Here is a 16,477-nt window from a genome sequence, read left to right on the forward strand (position 1 = left end):
CAAGTATATATCCTAATATTTACTGAATTTTTACTAAATCTTTAAAAAAACCCTCGAAAGATCCGGTTTGAGAACCGCTCTGTAAAGCAAATTATACAGTTGAATCCTCGGTGGAGAGCGACTAGGTTTGCTAAAATCACCCCATGAGCAGGCTATGATTTATTCTGTTGCTTGGTTCAAGATGGGTTGATTGAACTTAATGATTTTTTCACAATTGTTGCTCAGTACCAGGCTCCTAGTTTGCGAAATCACTCTGCATCTACTGGTCTAATTGAAAATAGAGTATCGTTTCACACCAATGTCATACTTGAAGTAAAGACTCTTGTTGACTCACCACTACACAAAAAAACCCAATGCTACGCAACTTCTTTGGAAAAACTTTGCTCGTGGGGATAACAACTCTGTTAGTGAGTTGTACGACTCAAACAACAGCCTCTGACCCCGAAATCAGCAAACCTGCGGAAAACTCTGAGTTAACGGGAACCATTGTCGTTGGAGATGTCACCAGTCAGCCGGCCAAAAAAATTAAGCGTTTTCAACCCTTAGCCGACTATTTGGCCGCAAATCTCGGAGAATTTGGCATCGGGATCGGCGAAGTCAAGGTCGCCCCAGATGTAGAAGCAATGGCAAGCTTACTTAAATCAGGCCAGGTGGATATCTACTTCGATAGTCCGTATCCGGCGATGCTCGTCAGTGAACTCTCCAATGCCCAACCCATTCTCCGGCGTTGGAAAGGCGGTGATGCCGCTTATTATACTGTCATCTTTGCCATGACCGATCGGGGATTTACCAGTTTAAATGATTTAACAGGTTACAAAGTCGCATTTGATGACCCCACCTCGACTTCTGGCTATGTGTTACCGATGGTTCACATGATCGAAGCTGGTTTAAACATGAACAAAAAAGAGTCACCCGATGAAAGCGTACAACCCGATGAAGTTGGTTATGTTTTTAGTCAAGATGACCAAAATAACATTCAATGGGTAATTAGCGGTCGAGTCGATGCGGCGGCGATCGATCATCGCAGTTTTTTGAATATTCCCGCCGAAAGTCGCGAAGCCATGACCGTTTTAGCCGAAACAGAAAAGGTCGCCCGTCACGTCGTTTTAGTTCGAGGTGGACTCGATCCTCAACTGGTTGAACAGATCAAACAAATTCTACTCAATATGGATCAGTCTCCTGAAGGTCGGGAGGTGATGGAGAATTTTGAGGAGACAACAAAATTTGATAATTTCCCCACTGAGGGAGACATCGACAGAATGCGAGAATTGTATGAGAAGGTCAAAAACAGGTGAGTTGGATGCGCCTTTTTGGGATCAGACGGGTGTCGTTAGCAACCAAGTTAACATTGGCCATGACAAGCTTGGTCATCGTTGCTGTGGTCAGCGTTACCTGGCTGTCTCTGCGTCGCGAACAACAAACTTTTCGCAAAGAACTTGAACAACAAGCTGATATTTTATTAGATGCGTTGGCGGTGACAACAGCCGACTCTCTTTATATGCTCAATGCTGATTTCATGGAAGAAATTATGGAGCAACTCGGAGCCGATGAGGTTCTCTCCGCCGGACGCATTTATGAAAAGCAAGGTCGTATTGTCGCCGACGCCTACAGTGATAGTGTCTTGGTTCATCGGGTTGAACCCGATCCCTTTGGTCAAGTCTTAGTCCAAAGCGATCAAACCATTTTTCGTTGGGAAGAACATCAGTTACTCGCCGGAAAAGCCGTTAAAGTCGGACGTCAGCGTTTGGGCGCCGTTAGCGTGGGTTTATCTACCGAGCCTTTGGAAACTAAAATGATTGCCGTTCGCAACCAAGGTTTAATGGTCGCGATCGCCGCCGCTACCGCCGGGACAGCTTTAGCCTTAATTTTGAGCCGATCCATTACCGAACCTCTCCAACAAATGACCGCCGCTACACAGCGTTTAGCCGAGGGAGATTTGACTCAAAAAATTAGAATTCGCACTCAAGATGAATTGGAGTTACTCGCCGATTCTTTTAATAGTATGACCGATCAGTTGCGAGAACTGATTGAAAGTAAAGAAAAGTTGATTCAAAGTTTAGAACATCGCGCCGAAGCTCTCCGCCAAAGTGAAGCTAAAAATCGCGCTTTACTGAATGCTATTCCCGATTTAATGTTTCGCTTCAGTCGGGAAGGAATTTTTCTCGATTTTAAAGCTTCTCGCAATGGATTTTTACTGGAGTCTTTGAGCAAACATCTCAATAAAACGATTTACGATCTTTGGCCGGAACACGTTGCCCAACTCTATATCGATCACGTTCAAGATGCTCTGGAAAGTGACCAAATTCAAATCTTTGAATATGAATCTTTTCTTGAGGGGAAGCGATGCCATTTTGAAGCCCGAATTGTTGTCAGTGGTAAAAATGAGGTTTTGGCGATTGTTCGCGATATTACTGATAGCAAGTTGGCTCAAATTGAATTGGAACAAGCCAAAGAAGCCGCCGAAGCCGCCAACCAAGCTAAAAGTGAATTTTTAGCCAGTATGAGCCACGAGTTACGGACTCCTTTAAATGCTATTATTGGCTACAGCGATTTGCTTCGCGAAGATGCTCAAGATTTTGGCTATACTGATTTTATTCCCGATTTAGAACAGATTAAATCTTCCGGTTTACATTTGCTTTCTCTGATTCAAGATATTTTGGATATTTCCAAATTGGAATCCGGAGAAATGAACCTTTATTTGGAACAGTTTGATATTGCTATTTTGATTGATGAAGTTCAGGCAATTATTCAGCCTTTAGCCAGCAAAAACTACAACCAATTTAAGATCGAATGCGTTAAAACTATCGGTTTTATGTATGCCGATCGCACAAAAGTTAAGCAGGTTTTGTTAAATCTTTTGAGTAATGCTGCTAAATTTACTCAAGAAGGTACGATTACTTTAAAAGTTTTTCGGGTTTCCGCAGAACATCAAGATTTTTGCCACAATCATTGCCCAGAAAGAACAATAAATTCTGATCACAACTCCGAAAGATTTTCATCGGATAATTGGGTAATGTTTTCGGTGATTGATACCGGAATTGGTATGACTCCCGAACAGGTTAAAAAGGTCTTTCAGCCTTTTGTTCAAGCCGATAATTCTACCACTCGCAAATATGGCGGGACGGGTTTGGGTTTATCCATCAGTCAGCGTTTTTGTCAAATGATGATGGGTCAAATTTTCGTTGAAAGTCAACTCAATGTCGGTTCTACTTTTACCATTCAACTTCCCGCTTTTGTTCCCGAACCCCTTCCCAAAGAACAACAAAAAAAGCTTGCTTCTCATTAGGCGCTTCTAGCAATAAGCGCTTCTTGCAATAGGCGCTTCTTGCAATAGTCGGGAGTTGGGAGTCGGGGGAGATGGAGAGATGGGGAGGTGGGGAGAAACTATTTACTGTCAACTGTTATCACTGGTGAACCCGGAGGGTGACTGGTGACTGTAAACTCAATTCCCCATTCGTGCATTTGTTCAATTAAAGGCTGTAAACTCTTTCCGGTTTCAGTTAGCGAATATTCAACTTTTGGGGGAATTTCTGCATAAACTTTTCGATAAACTAAACCATCCGCTTCCATTTCTCGCAGGTGTTGGGTTAACATCTTTTGAGTAATACCCGTTAGACTTCGCTGAAGTTCATTAAACCGCTTCACCCCCGAAAACAACTCCCGCCAAATCAACAATTTCCAGCGTCCACTGATCATCGCTAAAGTCGTCTCAGCCGGACAATGTTCTTTCTTGGGTTGTTCTTGGGGAGCTTGCATAGTTACTTTTTAGATACCGTCTTACATCAAAGTGCCTACTTCCCAGTTTACCCCAATTTGATCTACCCTAAAAATAAATAGAGTTCTCTCAATAAATTCAAGGAGTTTGTCACCATGATTACCCTTCGTAAATCCCTAGAAAGAGGACAAGCAAACTGGGGATGGTTAAACACCTATCATACCTTTTCTTTCGCCAACTATTATGACCCCAAACACATGGGCTTTCGGGCTTTACGAGTCATTAACCAAGATCGAATCGGTCCCGGTGCGGGGTTTGACACTCACGGACATCGAGACATGGAAATTATTACTTATGTCTTAGAAGGCGCCCTCCAACATCAAGATAGCACCGGAACAGGTACAATTATTAAACCCGGAGAACTTCAACGGATGAGCGCCGGGAGAGGTATTCTTCACAGCGAGTTTAACGCCTCCCAAACCGAACCGGTTCACTTGCTGCAAATTTGGATAATTCCCAACCAAACCGGACTCACCCCCAGTTACGAACAAGTATCGTTTAACCTATTAGAAACTCCCGGTCAATTTCAACTCATCGGGTCCGCCAACCCAAAAAACGGAGCGCTAAAAATCCATCAAGATGTTAACCTATTTGCGGCCGTTGTACCGACCGGCGATCGCATTTCCTATTCCCTCCCGAACTCCCGTCACGCTTGGCTGCAAGTCGTTCGGGGTGAACTGCTCCTCGATGATATACTTTTAGCATCCGGGGATGGACTCGCCATCAGCGAACAAAGACAAATCACCCTCAAAGCCAGCAGCGAAGCGGAAATCTTACTGTTCGATCTGGCCTAAATCCCATCTCCAAAGAAAGACTACCATTGAGCAACCAACTAATGATATCCTGAACAATAGCAAATCAAAAACGATGATCCGATCCGCAGTTAGGGGCGGTTTTGACCCAATGTTGACAGATCAAATCAATCGTAAAGCGATCGCCGCTTATTCACCCACACCAATAGAGAGAGATAGCCAACTCAGCAATCAAAAGTCAGGAAAACCCTACGCACCCGAATCATCATCGCCGCTTTGTTCACATTTCGCCGTAGAATCTAAAGATATTGTAAAGTTATCACCAACCCCCTATCTGTTTTCTCTCTACTCAAGTTAAATCACTATGGCTATTGGCTATCTCGCTCTGGTTCTTCATGCTCATCTGCCCTTTGTCCGACATCCAGAGAGCGATTATGTCTTAGAGGAAGAATGGCTATTTGAAGCGATCTCAGAAACCTATGTCCCCCTGATCAAGATGTTTGAAGGGTTGAAACGGGATGGGGTTGATTTTAAAATGACCATGAGTTTGACACCGCCTTTAGTGTCAATGTTACGCGATCCCCTCCTGCAAGAGCGCTTTGACAAGCATCTAACCCAACTTCAGGAACTCATTGAAAAAGAGGCCCAACGCAACAAACATCACGGTCATCTGCGCTACTTAGCCGAACACTACATTCAAGAATTCATAGAAGTTCGAGAAGTCTGGGAACGCTACCAGGGAGACTTAATTGCCGCCTTTAAGCAATTTCAAGATACCAATAACCTAGAGATTATCACCTGCGGGGCTACTCACGGTTATTTACCCTTGATGAAAATGTACCCCCAGGCGGTTTGGGCGCAAATTAAAGTCGCCTGCGAACATTATGAAGAAAATTTTGGCTGTCCCCCTCGGGGAATTTGGCTACCGGAATGCGCCTATTTTGATGGTTTAGACCGACAAATTGCCGATGCGGGTTTGCGCTATTTTCTCACCGATTGTCACGGAATTCTCTACGCCCGTCCTCGTCCCCGCTTTGGCACCTACACCCCCATTTTTACCGAATCTGGCGTTGCTGTATTTGCGCGAGATCACGAATCTTCTCAACAGGTGTGGTCTTCGGAAGTCGGTTATCCGGGAGCGCCCGAATATCGAGAATTTTACAAAGATTTGGGTTGGGAAGCCGAGTACGAATATATTAAACCCTATATCATGCCCAACGGTCAGCGCAAGAATACGGGCATTAAATATCATAAAATTACAGGTCGGGGTGTCGGACTCTCTGAGAAAGAATTATACGATCCCTATTGGGCGCGGGAAAAAACCGCCGAACACGCCGGAAATTTCATGGAAAACCGGGAGTATCAAGTTGAGCATCTCTACAGTATTATGCAGCGTCCTCCGGTGATTGTCTCGCCCTACGACGCCGAACTGTTTGGACATTGGTGGTATGAAGGTCCCTGGTTCTTGGATTATTTATTCCGCAAAACTTGGTTCGATCAAAAAACCTACGGAATGATCCATTTGGCCGATTATCTCAAAAAATACCCCACCAACCAAGTCTGCAAACCCGCCCAGTCCAGTTGGGGTTACAAAGGATTTCACGAATATTGGCTCAATCATACCAACAGTTGGATTTATCCTCACCTTCACAAAGCCGCCGAACGTATGATTACAATGGCTTGTCGAGAACCCACCGATGAACTCGAACGTCGCGCCCTCAACCAAGCCGCACGGGAGTTATTATTGGCTCAATCTTCCGACTGGGCGTTTATTATGAGTACCGGAACGATGGTTCCCTATGCGGTGCGCCGCACTCAATCTCATCTGATGCGCTTTAACAAGCTGTTTGAGGATGTTCTGCAAGGAAAAATCGACTCCGGTTGGTTGCAAAAAGTTGAAGCCATCGACAATATCTTTCCCAATATTGATTATCACGTCTATCGACCCCTGCTCTAAGCAACCTCAACTTCCCCACTTATTTTGGGGGTGGGGGCGGGTTTATCTCAATCTCAGAGTAGTAGTAAATATCTTGACTGAACCCGCCCCTACAGCATGATTATGATTAGTCGGACATAATATTATCCCTCTTTGAAGCTCAAAGGGTGTTTACAGCCAGACCGAAGGAGAGGGTCTTTTTTTTGATCCTAATGTAAAGTTTTGTAAAGATTTGTGATTTAAGCTTATTTTGTAAAATAGACTACAGAATTTTCGTGTATGATAAAAGAGTGAGTCAAAGAAACGGACTCATCCGATAGCACCAAACCACGAAAGAGGAAGACAGATATGGGTACCGAAGATCAAGCACGGGCGTTAATGATGCGCCATCACCACCTGATCAAAAACCGACAGCAGTCGATGTTGAATCGGGCTGCCGCCGAAGTCGGTCTAGAAGCCGGAAACTACTGGAATCACATTCAAGGAAAACCCCACCCCACCTTTAGCCAAAACTACGATCGCAGCAATGCGTCCATGAGCTAAATGTGAGCTAGAGTTCCTCTGAGAATTCATCACAATTGTTTAAGAAAAAATCAAGATTCATTAAAAATTTAGGAGAGCCATCAAAATGTGTACTCAAGATCAAGCCCGTTCTTTAATGATGCGCCATCACATGATGGTTAAAAATCGTCAACAAGCAATGCTCAATCGCGTCGCTGATGAAGTGGGTGTTGAAGTCGGTGATTATCACAGCACGATTCAAGGTAAGCCCAACGAAAGCTTCCGCACCAGCTACGATCGCAGCCACGCTTCCATGAGCTAGTTTGACCTGTAATAAAGGATTGTTTTGTGTAAAAATCACACCTCTTCTTCAGTCACCAGTCACCAGTTTTACAGTCACCCTTCGGGAACGTCCGTTGCGGAAGATCGCGAGCGAAGTTCGCAATCTTCCGCAAAGTTTGCAATCTTAGTCACCAGTTTTTTCAGTTGTCAGTTTTCAGTAACTCCTGAACTTCTGACATCACGACTTCTGACTTGGTATAATATGGGGCTTGAAATGCTAAGTGCCTCTGTTAAAACAGACAGGGGGAAGGGGAAACCATGTCAGATTGGACTGAGATTTCAGGGGGAATCACCGCACCGAGAGGATATAAAGCCTGGGGAATGGCGGCGGGATTAAAACCATCGGGCGCACCGGATTTAGCGTTAATTTTGTCCGATGTCGATGCGATCGCCGCAGGAGTCTTTACCACCTCGCAAGTTAGGGCGGCTTGTGTCGATTATTGTCGTCAGCAACTCCAAGCGAAAGCCAGCGCTAAAGCGATTTTATGTAACGCCGGACAAGCCAACGCCGCAACCGGAGAACAGGGTAACATTGATGCGATCGAAACCGCTCAAGCACTGGCTGAAGCCTTAAATATTGCACCCGAATCGGTCTTACTCGCTTCAACCGGGGTGATCGGTCAACGAATTAAAATGGACGCTCTCAAAGCCGCAATTCCCCAGTTAGTCGCCTCCGCTTCCGAGTCGGGGGGGGAACAAGCCGCCCGTGCGATTATTACCACCGATTTAGTCCCCAAATCGATCGCCCTAGAAACCCTGTTTGGCGATCGCCCGGTTCGCATTGGGGGCATTTCTAAAGGTTCGGGGATGATTCATCCCAATATGGCGACCATGTTGGCGTTTGTCACTTGTGATGCGGTCGTTTCTCCTCCCCTGTGGCAAGAAATGTTGAGTCGGGCTGCCGATCGCAGTTTTAATCAGATTACCGTTGATGGCGATACCAGCACCAATGATACTTTGATAGCCTTGGCAAACGGTCAATCTCGCACTCCCGCCATTACCGGAAAAGGCCCGGAAGCCGATCGCCTCGAAGCCATGCTAACAGCGGTTTGTGAACATTTAGCCAAAGCGATCGCTCGCGACGGTGAAGGGGCAACTTGTTTGATTGAAGTGCAAGTTAGCGGCGCCGCCGATGAAGCAGACGCTCGTCAAGTGGCGAAGACGATAGTCGGATCGTCGCTGGTGAAATCGGCGATTTTTGGCCGCGATCCCAATTGGGGACGAATTGCCGCCGCCGCCGGACGTGCGGGGGTCAAGTTCAAGCAAGAAGATCTGCGAATACAATTGGGAGATTTTCTGTTAATGGAAAAGGGTCAACCTCTACCCTTCGATCGCGCCGCCGCCAGTCAGTATTTAAAGCAAGCCGCCGCCGGGGAATACCTCAAGAGTGATACCGTTTTAATTCAAGTCAATTTGGGGAACGGTTCTGGCGTCGGCAAAGCTTGGGGATGTGACTTGAGTTATGATTATGTGAAAATTAACGCCGAGTATACCACCTAAACCCTCAAGTCTATGTGATGTCAGGAGTTAGAGGATACAAACATCCTCTTAATCTTGTTAAGATGCCACCCCGATCGCCATAATTGAAATCAATGTTTGATTTCAAAGTGATGACTTCCTGGGTCTGTCTCTAGAAAATAGACCGGACTCAAGCAGATGTGACTGGCTCAGGATGAAATTAGATTAACTGCTCAATTTCTTCTGTTTTGCGGACGGAAATGGTTTGTGCTAAGTAGGGAGGATTTTTGCGGTCGGAGTTCCGTTTGGTATGGTTGGCGACCACACCCAAACAGGGAAGATGAAACTTATCAAGTTGAGCCAATACTTTCTCCGTGACCGATTGATGGGTTTTGGCAACTCCCACAACCATAATTAAACCATCGAGATGTCCGGCTAGAAAAACCCCATCGGTATAGTCTCGTAACTGAGGCGTATCGTAAATTACCAGGTCAAAGGTCTTTTGCAGTTCATCGACGATATGCCGCATCTGAGCCGATCCTAACAGTTTAATGGCCGCAGCGGTCGGAGTTCCCGCCGTCAGTGCAAACAGGTTATCGGCCATCGCGGACTGTTGAATGAGAATACTCGGTGCAATGCGGCTATCGGTCAAAAGACTGCTCAATCCTTTTTGGTTGGGTAAGCCCAAACTTTGATGCAGTTGGGGATGACGCAAGTTAGCATCGACAATCAACACTTTTTGGCCCATACTGGCTATCGTTTGAGCCAGGTGTAAAGCGATGGTTGATTTCCCATCTCCAGACTCGGCCGAACAAACCCCCAGCGAACGTATAGAAGTTTCTCCGTAGAGAAAACGAATATTGGCATATAGGGCGTCAAAAGCATCCATAAATTTGGATACCTTCTGTTGAGAACTGCCGAACAAATTTAGAGGGATCTGTCGTTTTTGACGGGGAATTATTCCCAGAATCGGCTGTTTGATACCATCTTTGAGATCGTCTATACCGTAGAAAATATTGTGGAGTTTTTCGATTAAGATTGATAAGGCTAATCCGACTGCCAAACCCCCGGCTATACCCATCAGATTTTTATTGCTACCATCGCTTTCGCCTTCTTCAACTATAGGTTGAGAAATGATTTCCCAAGGGACGTTATCTTGTGCCGAGTCGAGAAGTAGTTTTTCTCGCTGTTCTAACAGTCGCTTCAGGTTTCCGTTGGCTAATTCTAGCTGCTGTTGTAATTCGGCATATCGACGAGAAATGCTCGGAAAAACTTGAGCTTGTCGCTCAAATTGGGATTGAGATTGTTCGAGTCCGGCCAGACGAACTTCCAGCATTTCAATTTGATTGCTCACCTCTACAAGCTGTCCGGTGAGTTGCTGACGAATTGAACTTTGAAATCCTAAAACTGAAGAATTAGCAGAAATATTAGGCGCATTTTGTCCTAACACCCGTTGGGTTTCCTCGGCGAGTAAGCGCTCAATATTAGCTCGCTGTTGCAACAGTAATTGCATCTCCGGTGTATTGGTATTATAAACCGCAGATTGTTTGGCAATTTCGTTTTCAATTTCTGTTAAACTTGCTAATAATTGAGTTCGATTTGGAGCTTCACTTAGTGCCGAAGCTGCCATCGCTTCTTCTGGCGTTAAGTTCAGTTTAGCTTGCAAATTGCTATACTGAGTTCTTAATTCCTGAAGTTGTCTTTGAGTTTCGTTCCGTAAAGTCTCTAGCTGACGGATTTGTTCGTAGAGTTCTTCACCCCGAGCTTGAGGATTAAACAGTTGATAATCTTCTTGAAGATTTTGGAGTTGAGTCTGATACAGATCTACCCTTCTTTCTAAATCCGGAAGTTGAGTATCAATATATTTAATCCCTTCCCGAATCCCGCTGCTGCGCTCTTCTTTACTATATTTTAAGTAGCGTTCGGCAGTTTCTTCTAAAACAAACTGCACCAAATTTGGATCTAACCCTTCATAGGTGATTTGCAGAATTTTGGTTTGATCGAATCTCTTATTTTCTCCCACCAAACGCTCAACAGTTAAGTTCTTTTGAATTTGTTTCAGCGTAAACTCCGGGTATTGAGCTTGAACTTCGTTGACAATCTCATCTAAAACTTCCGGACTTTGCAAAATCTCTAACTGAGTGGGATAATCTAAATTAAATAAGTTCTCATTGGGGTTTCCCTGTGTTCGAGTTAAAGTTAAGGGATCGGTCAGCTTATCGGTTGAAGTGACCGGTTCAACCAGCATCTCAAAATTACCGGTATAACTCGGAGGTGGATCTTCAATATATTTATTGGCTGCAAAGATAGCAATTCCCGTCACCCCAGCAATCAAAAGGATTTTTCGCTGAACTGTCCTTAACAGTGGAGCTAAATTTAACCCCCCCCCAGATGAAGACGCTAACTCCTCTGTCTCATCGGCAAATTGGGAAGTCTTGAGATCGTCTGAGTCGATCGCTACAGTATCACGCTGCATAATTACCTAGAACTTTAAATAGCCTTACTCTATGTTATCAGTTGATATTTCAATGACAGCACTTTTGATGCAGTTTGAATTGATTGAGATTCCCAAAACTCTTGAGGAAATTTTGTCTTGACAGCGGTCTATTCCGAGAAACTCTACACAGGCATTTCCCGATTCTACTTGATGATTAATTTCCACCAAACAATCTTAAAAATGCACTCAGAGTAATAATATCCCGGACCGGTCTAAAAAATTCTGATGTCAGATCTCCAAAACGAGTTAACCCCGTGCGGCTGACCACGACAATATCATTATTTCGTAAAAGCGGATTATTTTGATTGTTAATTCCCTCCGCTAAATCAATGATAATCTTCTCCCGAGTGGCTGTACCATCCGGATTGATGCGAATTAATTCCACCTCTTTTTTGCGAGCGCGAACACTATCAAATCCCCCTGCGGCCAGTATAGCCTGATTCAGAGGTGTATTGGGTGGAACTTCCAAAATACCCGGATCGACCACTTCACCGACGACATTCACATTAATCGTTGCCGGAGCAAAACTGGCTGTCGCCAAAGCTTCGACCTCAGCCGGATTAATCTCAGAAGCCTGCGGTATCACAATTGTATCCCCTTCTTGCAGAAAAGGATCTTGATTAATATCGCCCGATTGCAGCAATTCCCACAAATTAATCTCTGTTGTTTGTAACCCGTTTCTGGTAATCCGACGGACTTCTACATTGCGAATATCAGCCGAGTTGGTAATTCCCCCCGCAATTTGAATCGCTCGGGTCACGGTGGGGGGGTCGGAATTATCATTTTCTGCACTAACCGTATAAACTCCCGGACGAAACACTTCCCCAACAACTACCACTTGTAACGGCTCATTTTCCGGGGAAACCAAACCCGATGAAACAATCTGACGAATTTGAGCCGATTCAATCGTCACCGCCGTTGGAATATAAATACTGTCCCCATCAAGTAAAATCGGATCTTGGTTCAAATTCCCTTCTTCGATCAATTCTTCGAGGTTCAACGTCACGACCGAACCATTGGGCGTCACCCGTCGCAACTGAACCCGGTTTAAATCCGCCGCTTTGGTCAATCCCCCCGCCAACTGAATCGCTTGGGTGACTCGGGGAAGTTGTCCATCGCCCCCTCCGGCTTGACCGGCGACTCCCGCCATCCGATAAGACCCCGGACGGTTCACTTCTCCGGAAATCGCAATCTGTACCGGACGAAATTCAATCAAACTTAGGGTAATCACAGGCTGTTTCAGTAACGCACTGTATCGCTGAGAAATTCTCGCTTGGGCTTGGGGTAAAGTTAGCCCTCTAACCTCAACAGTCCCAATTCCCGGTAAATTCACGGTTCCATCGGTTAAAACCAAATACTCGCCGCTATACTTGTCCACTCCAAACACATCCAGCCGCAAGCGATCGCCCGTACCCAAATTATAGGTGCTATCGAGTTGGGGTAGCGCTCCGCTATTGGGGGTCTGATTGCTTGGGGAAGTCCGAGGTTGATTCTGGGCGAAAACGGGTAACTGAAGATTCAGACTGATCAGGGTCAGTAGCGTGAGGTTGGTGACAGATATCCTAATCGATTGAATTAGCATTGTTCTTTGTTTCAAGAAGAAAGGATTTGAACCCTACACCCTGCTTATCATGGCTGAATCAGGCTTTAACCTGTTGATGCACGGTGGAACAAGTTTTCGGGTTTTTCTCCCCGTTGCAATTGAAATTAGGCTCCGCTCTAACATCTAACACAGACCATCAGGCAGCTTTTTGTTTCAATTTATTTCTATCGAACCAGTATAGTGCTTCTCTGTTGCGATCGTCAGCCCTCGAAGGTTAGATCTCAAAGGGATTTGTTGATTTTATTCCCTCCACCGGGACAATCGCTTCTCGATCCATCGCGAATGCAACCTAACTCACTTGATTATCCCATCTCGCTTTGGACTTCTCCGGGTGACTGTTTGTAAAATCTTTTCGACTTTATTAAAGTTTTTGTAAAGCTCTACTTTTCATCACTTCTAGAGGTAAAATCTAAGTGCTTCTGTTTACGATTCAATCAAGTTATCTTTCCCCCGAAGCCCGCTCTAAAATTTATAACAGTCCTTCTTCTCTCCCGCTCCAATCGATTACCTTTTTGATTTTGATTAGAAAACTCTTATCTTGTCATTGCCGAGCGCGACCTGATAAAATTAACAAAAGATCTGGATCTAGAGGTCAAGCATGAACGGGTTATTAATTGTTATTCTCCTGGGAATAATCCTGGGACTATCAATTCCAATTTTTGTCTTTGTTCTCGAATGTCTTTTGGCAGTATTTCCGAATTTCTCCCAACAGTTAACTCCCGCTTCTAAACAACCCCGAGTCACGATATTAATTCCAGCCCACAACGAAGAATCGGGAATTGCTGCCACAATTGAACCCTTATTATCTCAATTAAAACCCGACGATAAAATTGTCGTTATTGCCGATAATTGCACCGATAAAACCGCCGAAATCGCCCGTCAAACCGGCATCACCGTCTTAGAGCGCCAAAACCCGGAACAGCGGGGAAAAGGCTACGCTCTAGACTACGGTTTACAGTTCCTCCAAGCCGATCCTCCAGATGTTTTAGTGATGGTAGATGCCGACTGTAGAGTGGAACCGGGAACAATCGAAAAAATCACCGAAAAAGCGATCGCCACCCAAAGACCCGTACAAGCTTTATACTTGATGGAAATTCCCGAAAAACCCACACCTAAAGATTCTATCTCGGCACTGGCTTTTTTGGTAAAAAATCAGGTTCGCCCCCAAGGACTCGAACGCCTCAATTTTCCCTGCGCTTTAACCGGAACCGGAATGGCTTTTCCCTGGTCTATTTTGCGGGAAGTTAGCCTCGCCAGCGGTAATATTGTCGAAGATATGCAGCTTGGGGTAGACTTGGCGATCGCAGGCCATGCGCCGCTATACTGCGATCAAGGACGAGTTACCGGTATTCTCCCCCAACAAGAACAAGCCGCCACCAAACAAAGAACCCGTTGGGAACACGGACACCTACAAACCATCCAGACTCAAGTTCCGCGACTGTTAAAAGCCTCTTTAAACCAAAGACGCTTGGACTTATTTGTAATGGCTTTAGACCTGTTTGTACCGCCATTATCCCTCCTGGTAATGCTGTGGTTGGCTGCAACAATCATCGCGACAGTAGCAGGAATTATCGGTTTATCCTGGCAACCGGCTCTCTTAAGTGCGATCGCAGGCGGACTGATGTTAATCGCTATTTTAGCAGCTTGGGGAAAATATGGTCGAGAACGAATTTCGCTATTAACATTGCTGAGTGTACCGCTTTATATTCTCTGGAAAATTCCCCTCTATTTCGGTTTTCTCGTCAAACGTGAAAAAGAATGGGTTAGAACCGAACGAGATCAAGTTGGAGTCAGTTCCAAATAGGGGCTATTTTAGTCACCCGTGTTGTGATTTTTTTTGGAGACCGGGGCGGGTTTATATCAACGGTCTGTGGAACATGATACATCTATTTGGAACCCGCCCCTACAGTGATATCTTATACGCGAAACCTGTAAAAAGATGAAAATTGCCTATCTCGTTAACCAATATCCCAAAGTTAGCCATAGCTTCATTCGTCGGGAAATCTTAGCGGTTGAAGCCACAGGAATAGAAGTGCTGCGGTTTTCGGTTCGGTCCCTCGAAGATGAACTCGTAGACGAAGCCGACAAACAGGAACTCGCCAAAACCAAATTTATCCTAAATGTCGGAGTAATCGGATTATTTTTGAGTTTACTTTGGGCAATTCTAACCCGTCCGTTTCGTTTGTTTTCCGGCTTCAAACTAGCCCTAAAAGTCGGAAAAAAATCCGAACGGGGTATCCTTTATCATTTAATCTATCTGGTCGAAGCCTGCGTGCTGTTGCGGTGGCTTTTAGAGTCGGAAGTTGAACACCTACACGTTCATTTTGGCACCAACTCCACAACGGTAGCAATGCTTTGTAAAGCCTTGGGAGGTCCAACTTACAGCTTTACCGTTCACGGACCCGAAGAATTTGATAAACCCCAAGCCATTAATTTAACCGAAAAAATCAATCACGCCAGTTTTGTTGTCGCTATTAGTTCTTTTGGAAAAAGTCAACTTTATCGCTGGTGCGATTACAAACAATGGTCTAAAATACAGGTGGTTCGCTGTGGAGTTGATCACCTGTTTCTCGAACAGCCTCACGTTCCGGTTCCCGATGAACCCCGGTTTGTTTGTGTGGGTCGTTTGAGCGAACAAAAAGGTCATTTATTATTGGTTGAAGCGGTTAGTCAACTGGCGGCTGAGGGAGTCAAATTTAAGTTGGTTTTTGTCGGAGACGGAGAGTTACGACATCCGATAGAAACTTTGATGAGTCAGCTTAATCTCAAAGATTACATTGAAATTACCGGTTGGGCAACAAATACCCAAGTTCGAGAACAAATTTTAGCCGCCCAAGCCTTAGTTTTACCCAGTTTTGCAGAAGGTTTACCGGTGGTTTTGATGGAAGCCCTCGCTTTGGGACGTCCGGCTTTAACCACTTATATTGCGGGAATACCGGAGTTAGTTGAACCGAATAAAAACGGTTGGTTGGTTCCCGCCGGTTCAATTCCATCGCTCAAAGAAGCCATGAAAGCCGTTTTAAATACCCCTTGCGAACAACTCGAAGAAATGGGAAAATTGGGAGCCGAACAAGTTGCCAAGCAGCATAATATTACCACAGAAGCGACCAAATTAGGCCTATTATTTCGTCAAGTTCGCCAACAGTAAAAGGTTGATTCTTCTTCGACGCCTTGAAGGTGAAATTGTTGGTCGGGTTTCCAGTCTCCCATATCAAAATCTCGGGAAATAATTAAAGTTCCCGGTTGCAGTTGGTTAAACTGGGGTTTGAGTTTGAGGTTGAGGTGAGGTAACAGGTAAAGATAGACAACTGTTGCTTCCCCAATCTCGCTTTCAAATAAATTCTCTAAACGAAATTCTACGCGATCGCCAACGTCGGCAATTTTAGCATTTTCTTCGGCTTCCGAGATGCGTTCCGGGTCGATATCGATACCGACCGCCCTCATCCCATAGCGTTGAACCGCAGCGATCGCCATTCGTCCGTCGCCGCAGCCTAGATCATAAAAAATATCATCCCCGTTTAAGTGCAGTTTGTCAAGCATTTCCGTGACCAATTCCGGCGGGGTGGGAAGATAACCAATATCAAGTTTAAGAGAACCCATGATCGTTTATAAT

At 45.1% G+C, this 16,477-nt stretch carries 14 protein-coding genes; 10 read left to right on the plus strand and 4 right to left on the minus strand.

Annotated features, from left to right (window positions below; genetic code table 11):
• Window positions 1–353: 353 nt before the first annotated feature.
• On the plus strand, window positions 354–1,295 hold the full coding sequence (locus ACL6C3_RS03675; RefSeq protein ID WP_413165447.1) for a phosphate/phosphite/phosphonate ABC transporter substrate-binding protein: 942 nt from the start codon (window positions 354–356) through the stop codon (window positions 1,293–1,295).
• 59 nt (window positions 1,296–1,354) lie between these two features.
• Window positions 1,355–3,286, plus strand: a complete 1,932-nt coding sequence (locus tag ACL6C3_RS03680) for an ATP-binding protein (protein WP_413165449.1) — start codon at window positions 1,355–1,357, stop codon at window positions 3,284–3,286.
• Window positions 3,287–3,384: 98 nt separating this feature from the next.
• Here ACL6C3_RS03680 and ACL6C3_RS03685 read toward each other — a convergent pair whose 3' ends face one another.
• Window positions 3,385–3,756: a winged helix-turn-helix transcriptional regulator gene (locus tag ACL6C3_RS03685; protein WP_413165451.1), complete on the minus strand. Its 372-nt coding sequence runs from the start codon at window positions 3,754–3,756 to the stop codon at window positions 3,385–3,387.
• A 114-nt stretch (window positions 3,757–3,870) separates the two neighbouring features.
• On the opposite strand from ACL6C3_RS03685, the gene ACL6C3_RS03690 reads away from it, so the two are divergent.
• The 6 genes from ACL6C3_RS03690 to argJ all read left to right on the plus strand — a co-directional run bounded on the left by ACL6C3_RS03690 (window position 3,871) and on the right by argJ (window position 8,806).
• Window positions 3,871–4,569, plus strand: coding sequence for a pirin family protein (locus tag ACL6C3_RS03690; RefSeq protein WP_413165453.1), 699 nt, complete (start codon window positions 3,871–3,873; stop codon window positions 4,567–4,569).
• Between the two features lie 109 nt (window positions 4,570–4,678).
• Complete coding sequence (locus ACL6C3_RS03695; protein ID WP_413165455.1) at window positions 4,679–4,885, plus strand: hypothetical protein; 207 nt, start codon at window positions 4,679–4,681, stop codon at window positions 4,883–4,885.
• A gap of 6 nt (window positions 4,886–4,891) precedes the next feature.
• Window positions 4,892–6,484, plus strand: a complete 1,593-nt coding sequence (locus ACL6C3_RS03700; RefSeq protein ID WP_413165457.1) for a glycoside hydrolase family 57 protein — start codon at window positions 4,892–4,894, stop codon at window positions 6,482–6,484.
• A 327-nt stretch (window positions 6,485–6,811) separates the two neighbouring features.
• Complete coding sequence (locus ACL6C3_RS03705; RefSeq protein ID WP_413165459.1) at window positions 6,812–7,006, plus strand: hypothetical protein; 195 nt, start codon at window positions 6,812–6,814, stop codon at window positions 7,004–7,006.
• 85 nt (window positions 7,007–7,091) lie between these two features.
• Window positions 7,092–7,286 carry a hypothetical protein gene (locus ACL6C3_RS03710; RefSeq protein ID WP_413165461.1) on the plus strand — a complete coding sequence of 65 codons (195 nt, stop codon included), beginning with the start codon at window positions 7,092–7,094 and terminating at the stop codon, window positions 7,284–7,286.
• A 278-nt stretch (window positions 7,287–7,564) separates the two neighbouring features.
• On the plus strand, window positions 7,565–8,806 hold the full coding sequence (gene argJ / locus ACL6C3_RS03715) for a bifunctional ornithine acetyltransferase/N-acetylglutamate synthase (protein WP_413165463.1): 1,242 nt from the start codon (window positions 7,565–7,567) through the stop codon (window positions 8,804–8,806).
• A gap of 178 nt (window positions 8,807–8,984) precedes the next feature.
• Here the strand turns inward: argJ and ACL6C3_RS03720 are convergent, their stop codons facing one another.
• On the minus strand, window positions 8,985–11,240 hold the full coding sequence (locus ACL6C3_RS03720; protein ID WP_413165465.1) for a GumC family protein: 2,256 nt from the start codon (window positions 11,238–11,240) through the stop codon (window positions 8,985–8,987).
• A gap of 175 nt (window positions 11,241–11,415) precedes the next feature.
• On the minus strand, window positions 11,416–12,843 hold the full coding sequence (locus tag ACL6C3_RS03725; protein ID WP_413165467.1) for an SLBB domain-containing protein: 1,428 nt from the start codon (window positions 12,841–12,843) through the stop codon (window positions 11,416–11,418).
• Window positions 12,844–13,462: 619 nt separating this feature from the next.
• Between ACL6C3_RS03725 and ACL6C3_RS03730 the strand changes: the two genes are divergently transcribed.
• Both ACL6C3_RS03730 and ACL6C3_RS03735 read left to right on the plus strand, forming a co-directional pair.
• Window positions 13,463–14,668, plus strand: coding sequence for a glycosyltransferase family 2 protein (locus tag ACL6C3_RS03730; RefSeq protein WP_413165469.1), 1,206 nt, complete (start codon window positions 13,463–13,465; stop codon window positions 14,666–14,668).
• 135 nt (window positions 14,669–14,803) lie between these two features.
• A complete protein-coding gene (locus ACL6C3_RS03735; protein ID WP_413165471.1) occupies window positions 14,804–16,012 on the plus strand; it encodes a glycosyltransferase in 1,209 nt (402 codons plus the stop codon).
• On the opposite strand, the gene ACL6C3_RS03740 is transcribed toward ACL6C3_RS03735, so the two are convergent.
• Entirely contained in the window at window positions 15,994–16,464 is a 471-nt protein-coding gene (locus tag ACL6C3_RS03740; RefSeq protein WP_413165473.1) for an SAM-dependent methyltransferase, read from the minus strand. The genes ACL6C3_RS03735 and ACL6C3_RS03740 overlap by 19 nt on opposite strands.
• Window positions 16,465–16,477: the final 13 nt, after the last annotated feature.

The organism is Capilliphycus salinus ALCB114379 (genome assembly GCF_047276495.1).
In the GTDB taxonomy this organism is placed as follows: Bacteria; Cyanobacteriota; Cyanobacteriia; order Cyanobacteriales; family Microcoleaceae; genus Capilliphycus; species Capilliphycus salinus.

What these genes read in the sequence shown, in the direction of transcription:
- ACL6C3_RS03740 (WP_413165473.1), bottom strand. Translation starts at nt 16,464, where the DNA reads ATGGGTTCTCTTAAACTTGATATTGGTTATCTTCCCACCCCGCCGGAA.
- argJ (WP_413165463.1), top strand. Translation starts at nt 7,565, where the DNA reads ATGTCAGATTGGACTGAGATTTCAGGGGGAATCACCGCACCGAGAGGA.
- ACL6C3_RS03720 (WP_413165465.1), bottom strand. Translation starts at nt 11,240, where the DNA reads ATGCAGCGTGATACTGTAGCGATCGACTCAGACGATCTCAAGACTTCC.
- ACL6C3_RS03730 (WP_413165469.1), top strand. Translation starts at nt 13,463, where the DNA reads ATGAACGGGTTATTAATTGTTATTCTCCTGGGAATAATCCTGGGACTA.
- ACL6C3_RS03725 (WP_413165467.1), bottom strand. Translation starts at nt 12,843, where the DNA reads ATGCTAATTCAATCGATTAGGATATCTGTCACCAACCTCACGCTACTG.
- ACL6C3_RS03690 (WP_413165453.1), top strand. Translation starts at nt 3,871, where the DNA reads ATGATTACCCTTCGTAAATCCCTAGAAAGAGGACAAGCAAACTGGGGA.
- ACL6C3_RS03680 (WP_413165449.1), top strand. Translation starts at nt 1,355, where the DNA reads ATGACAAGCTTGGTCATCGTTGCTGTGGTCAGCGTTACCTGGCTGTCT.
- ACL6C3_RS03675 (WP_413165447.1), top strand. Translation starts at nt 354, where the DNA reads ATGCTACGCAACTTCTTTGGAAAAACTTTGCTCGTGGGGATAACAACT.
- ACL6C3_RS03685 (WP_413165451.1), bottom strand. Translation starts at nt 3,756, where the DNA reads ATGCAAGCTCCCCAAGAACAACCCAAGAAAGAACATTGTCCGGCTGAG.
- ACL6C3_RS03700 (WP_413165457.1), top strand. Translation starts at nt 4,892, where the DNA reads ATGGCTATTGGCTATCTCGCTCTGGTTCTTCATGCTCATCTGCCCTTT.
- ACL6C3_RS03695 (WP_413165455.1), top strand. Translation starts at nt 4,679, where the DNA reads ATGTTGACAGATCAAATCAATCGTAAAGCGATCGCCGCTTATTCACCC.
- ACL6C3_RS03735 (WP_413165471.1), top strand. Translation starts at nt 14,804, where the DNA reads ATGAAAATTGCCTATCTCGTTAACCAATATCCCAAAGTTAGCCATAGC.
- ACL6C3_RS03710 (WP_413165461.1), top strand. Translation starts at nt 7,092, where the DNA reads ATGTGTACTCAAGATCAAGCCCGTTCTTTAATGATGCGCCATCACATG.
- ACL6C3_RS03705 (WP_413165459.1), top strand. Translation starts at nt 6,812, where the DNA reads ATGGGTACCGAAGATCAAGCACGGGCGTTAATGATGCGCCATCACCAC.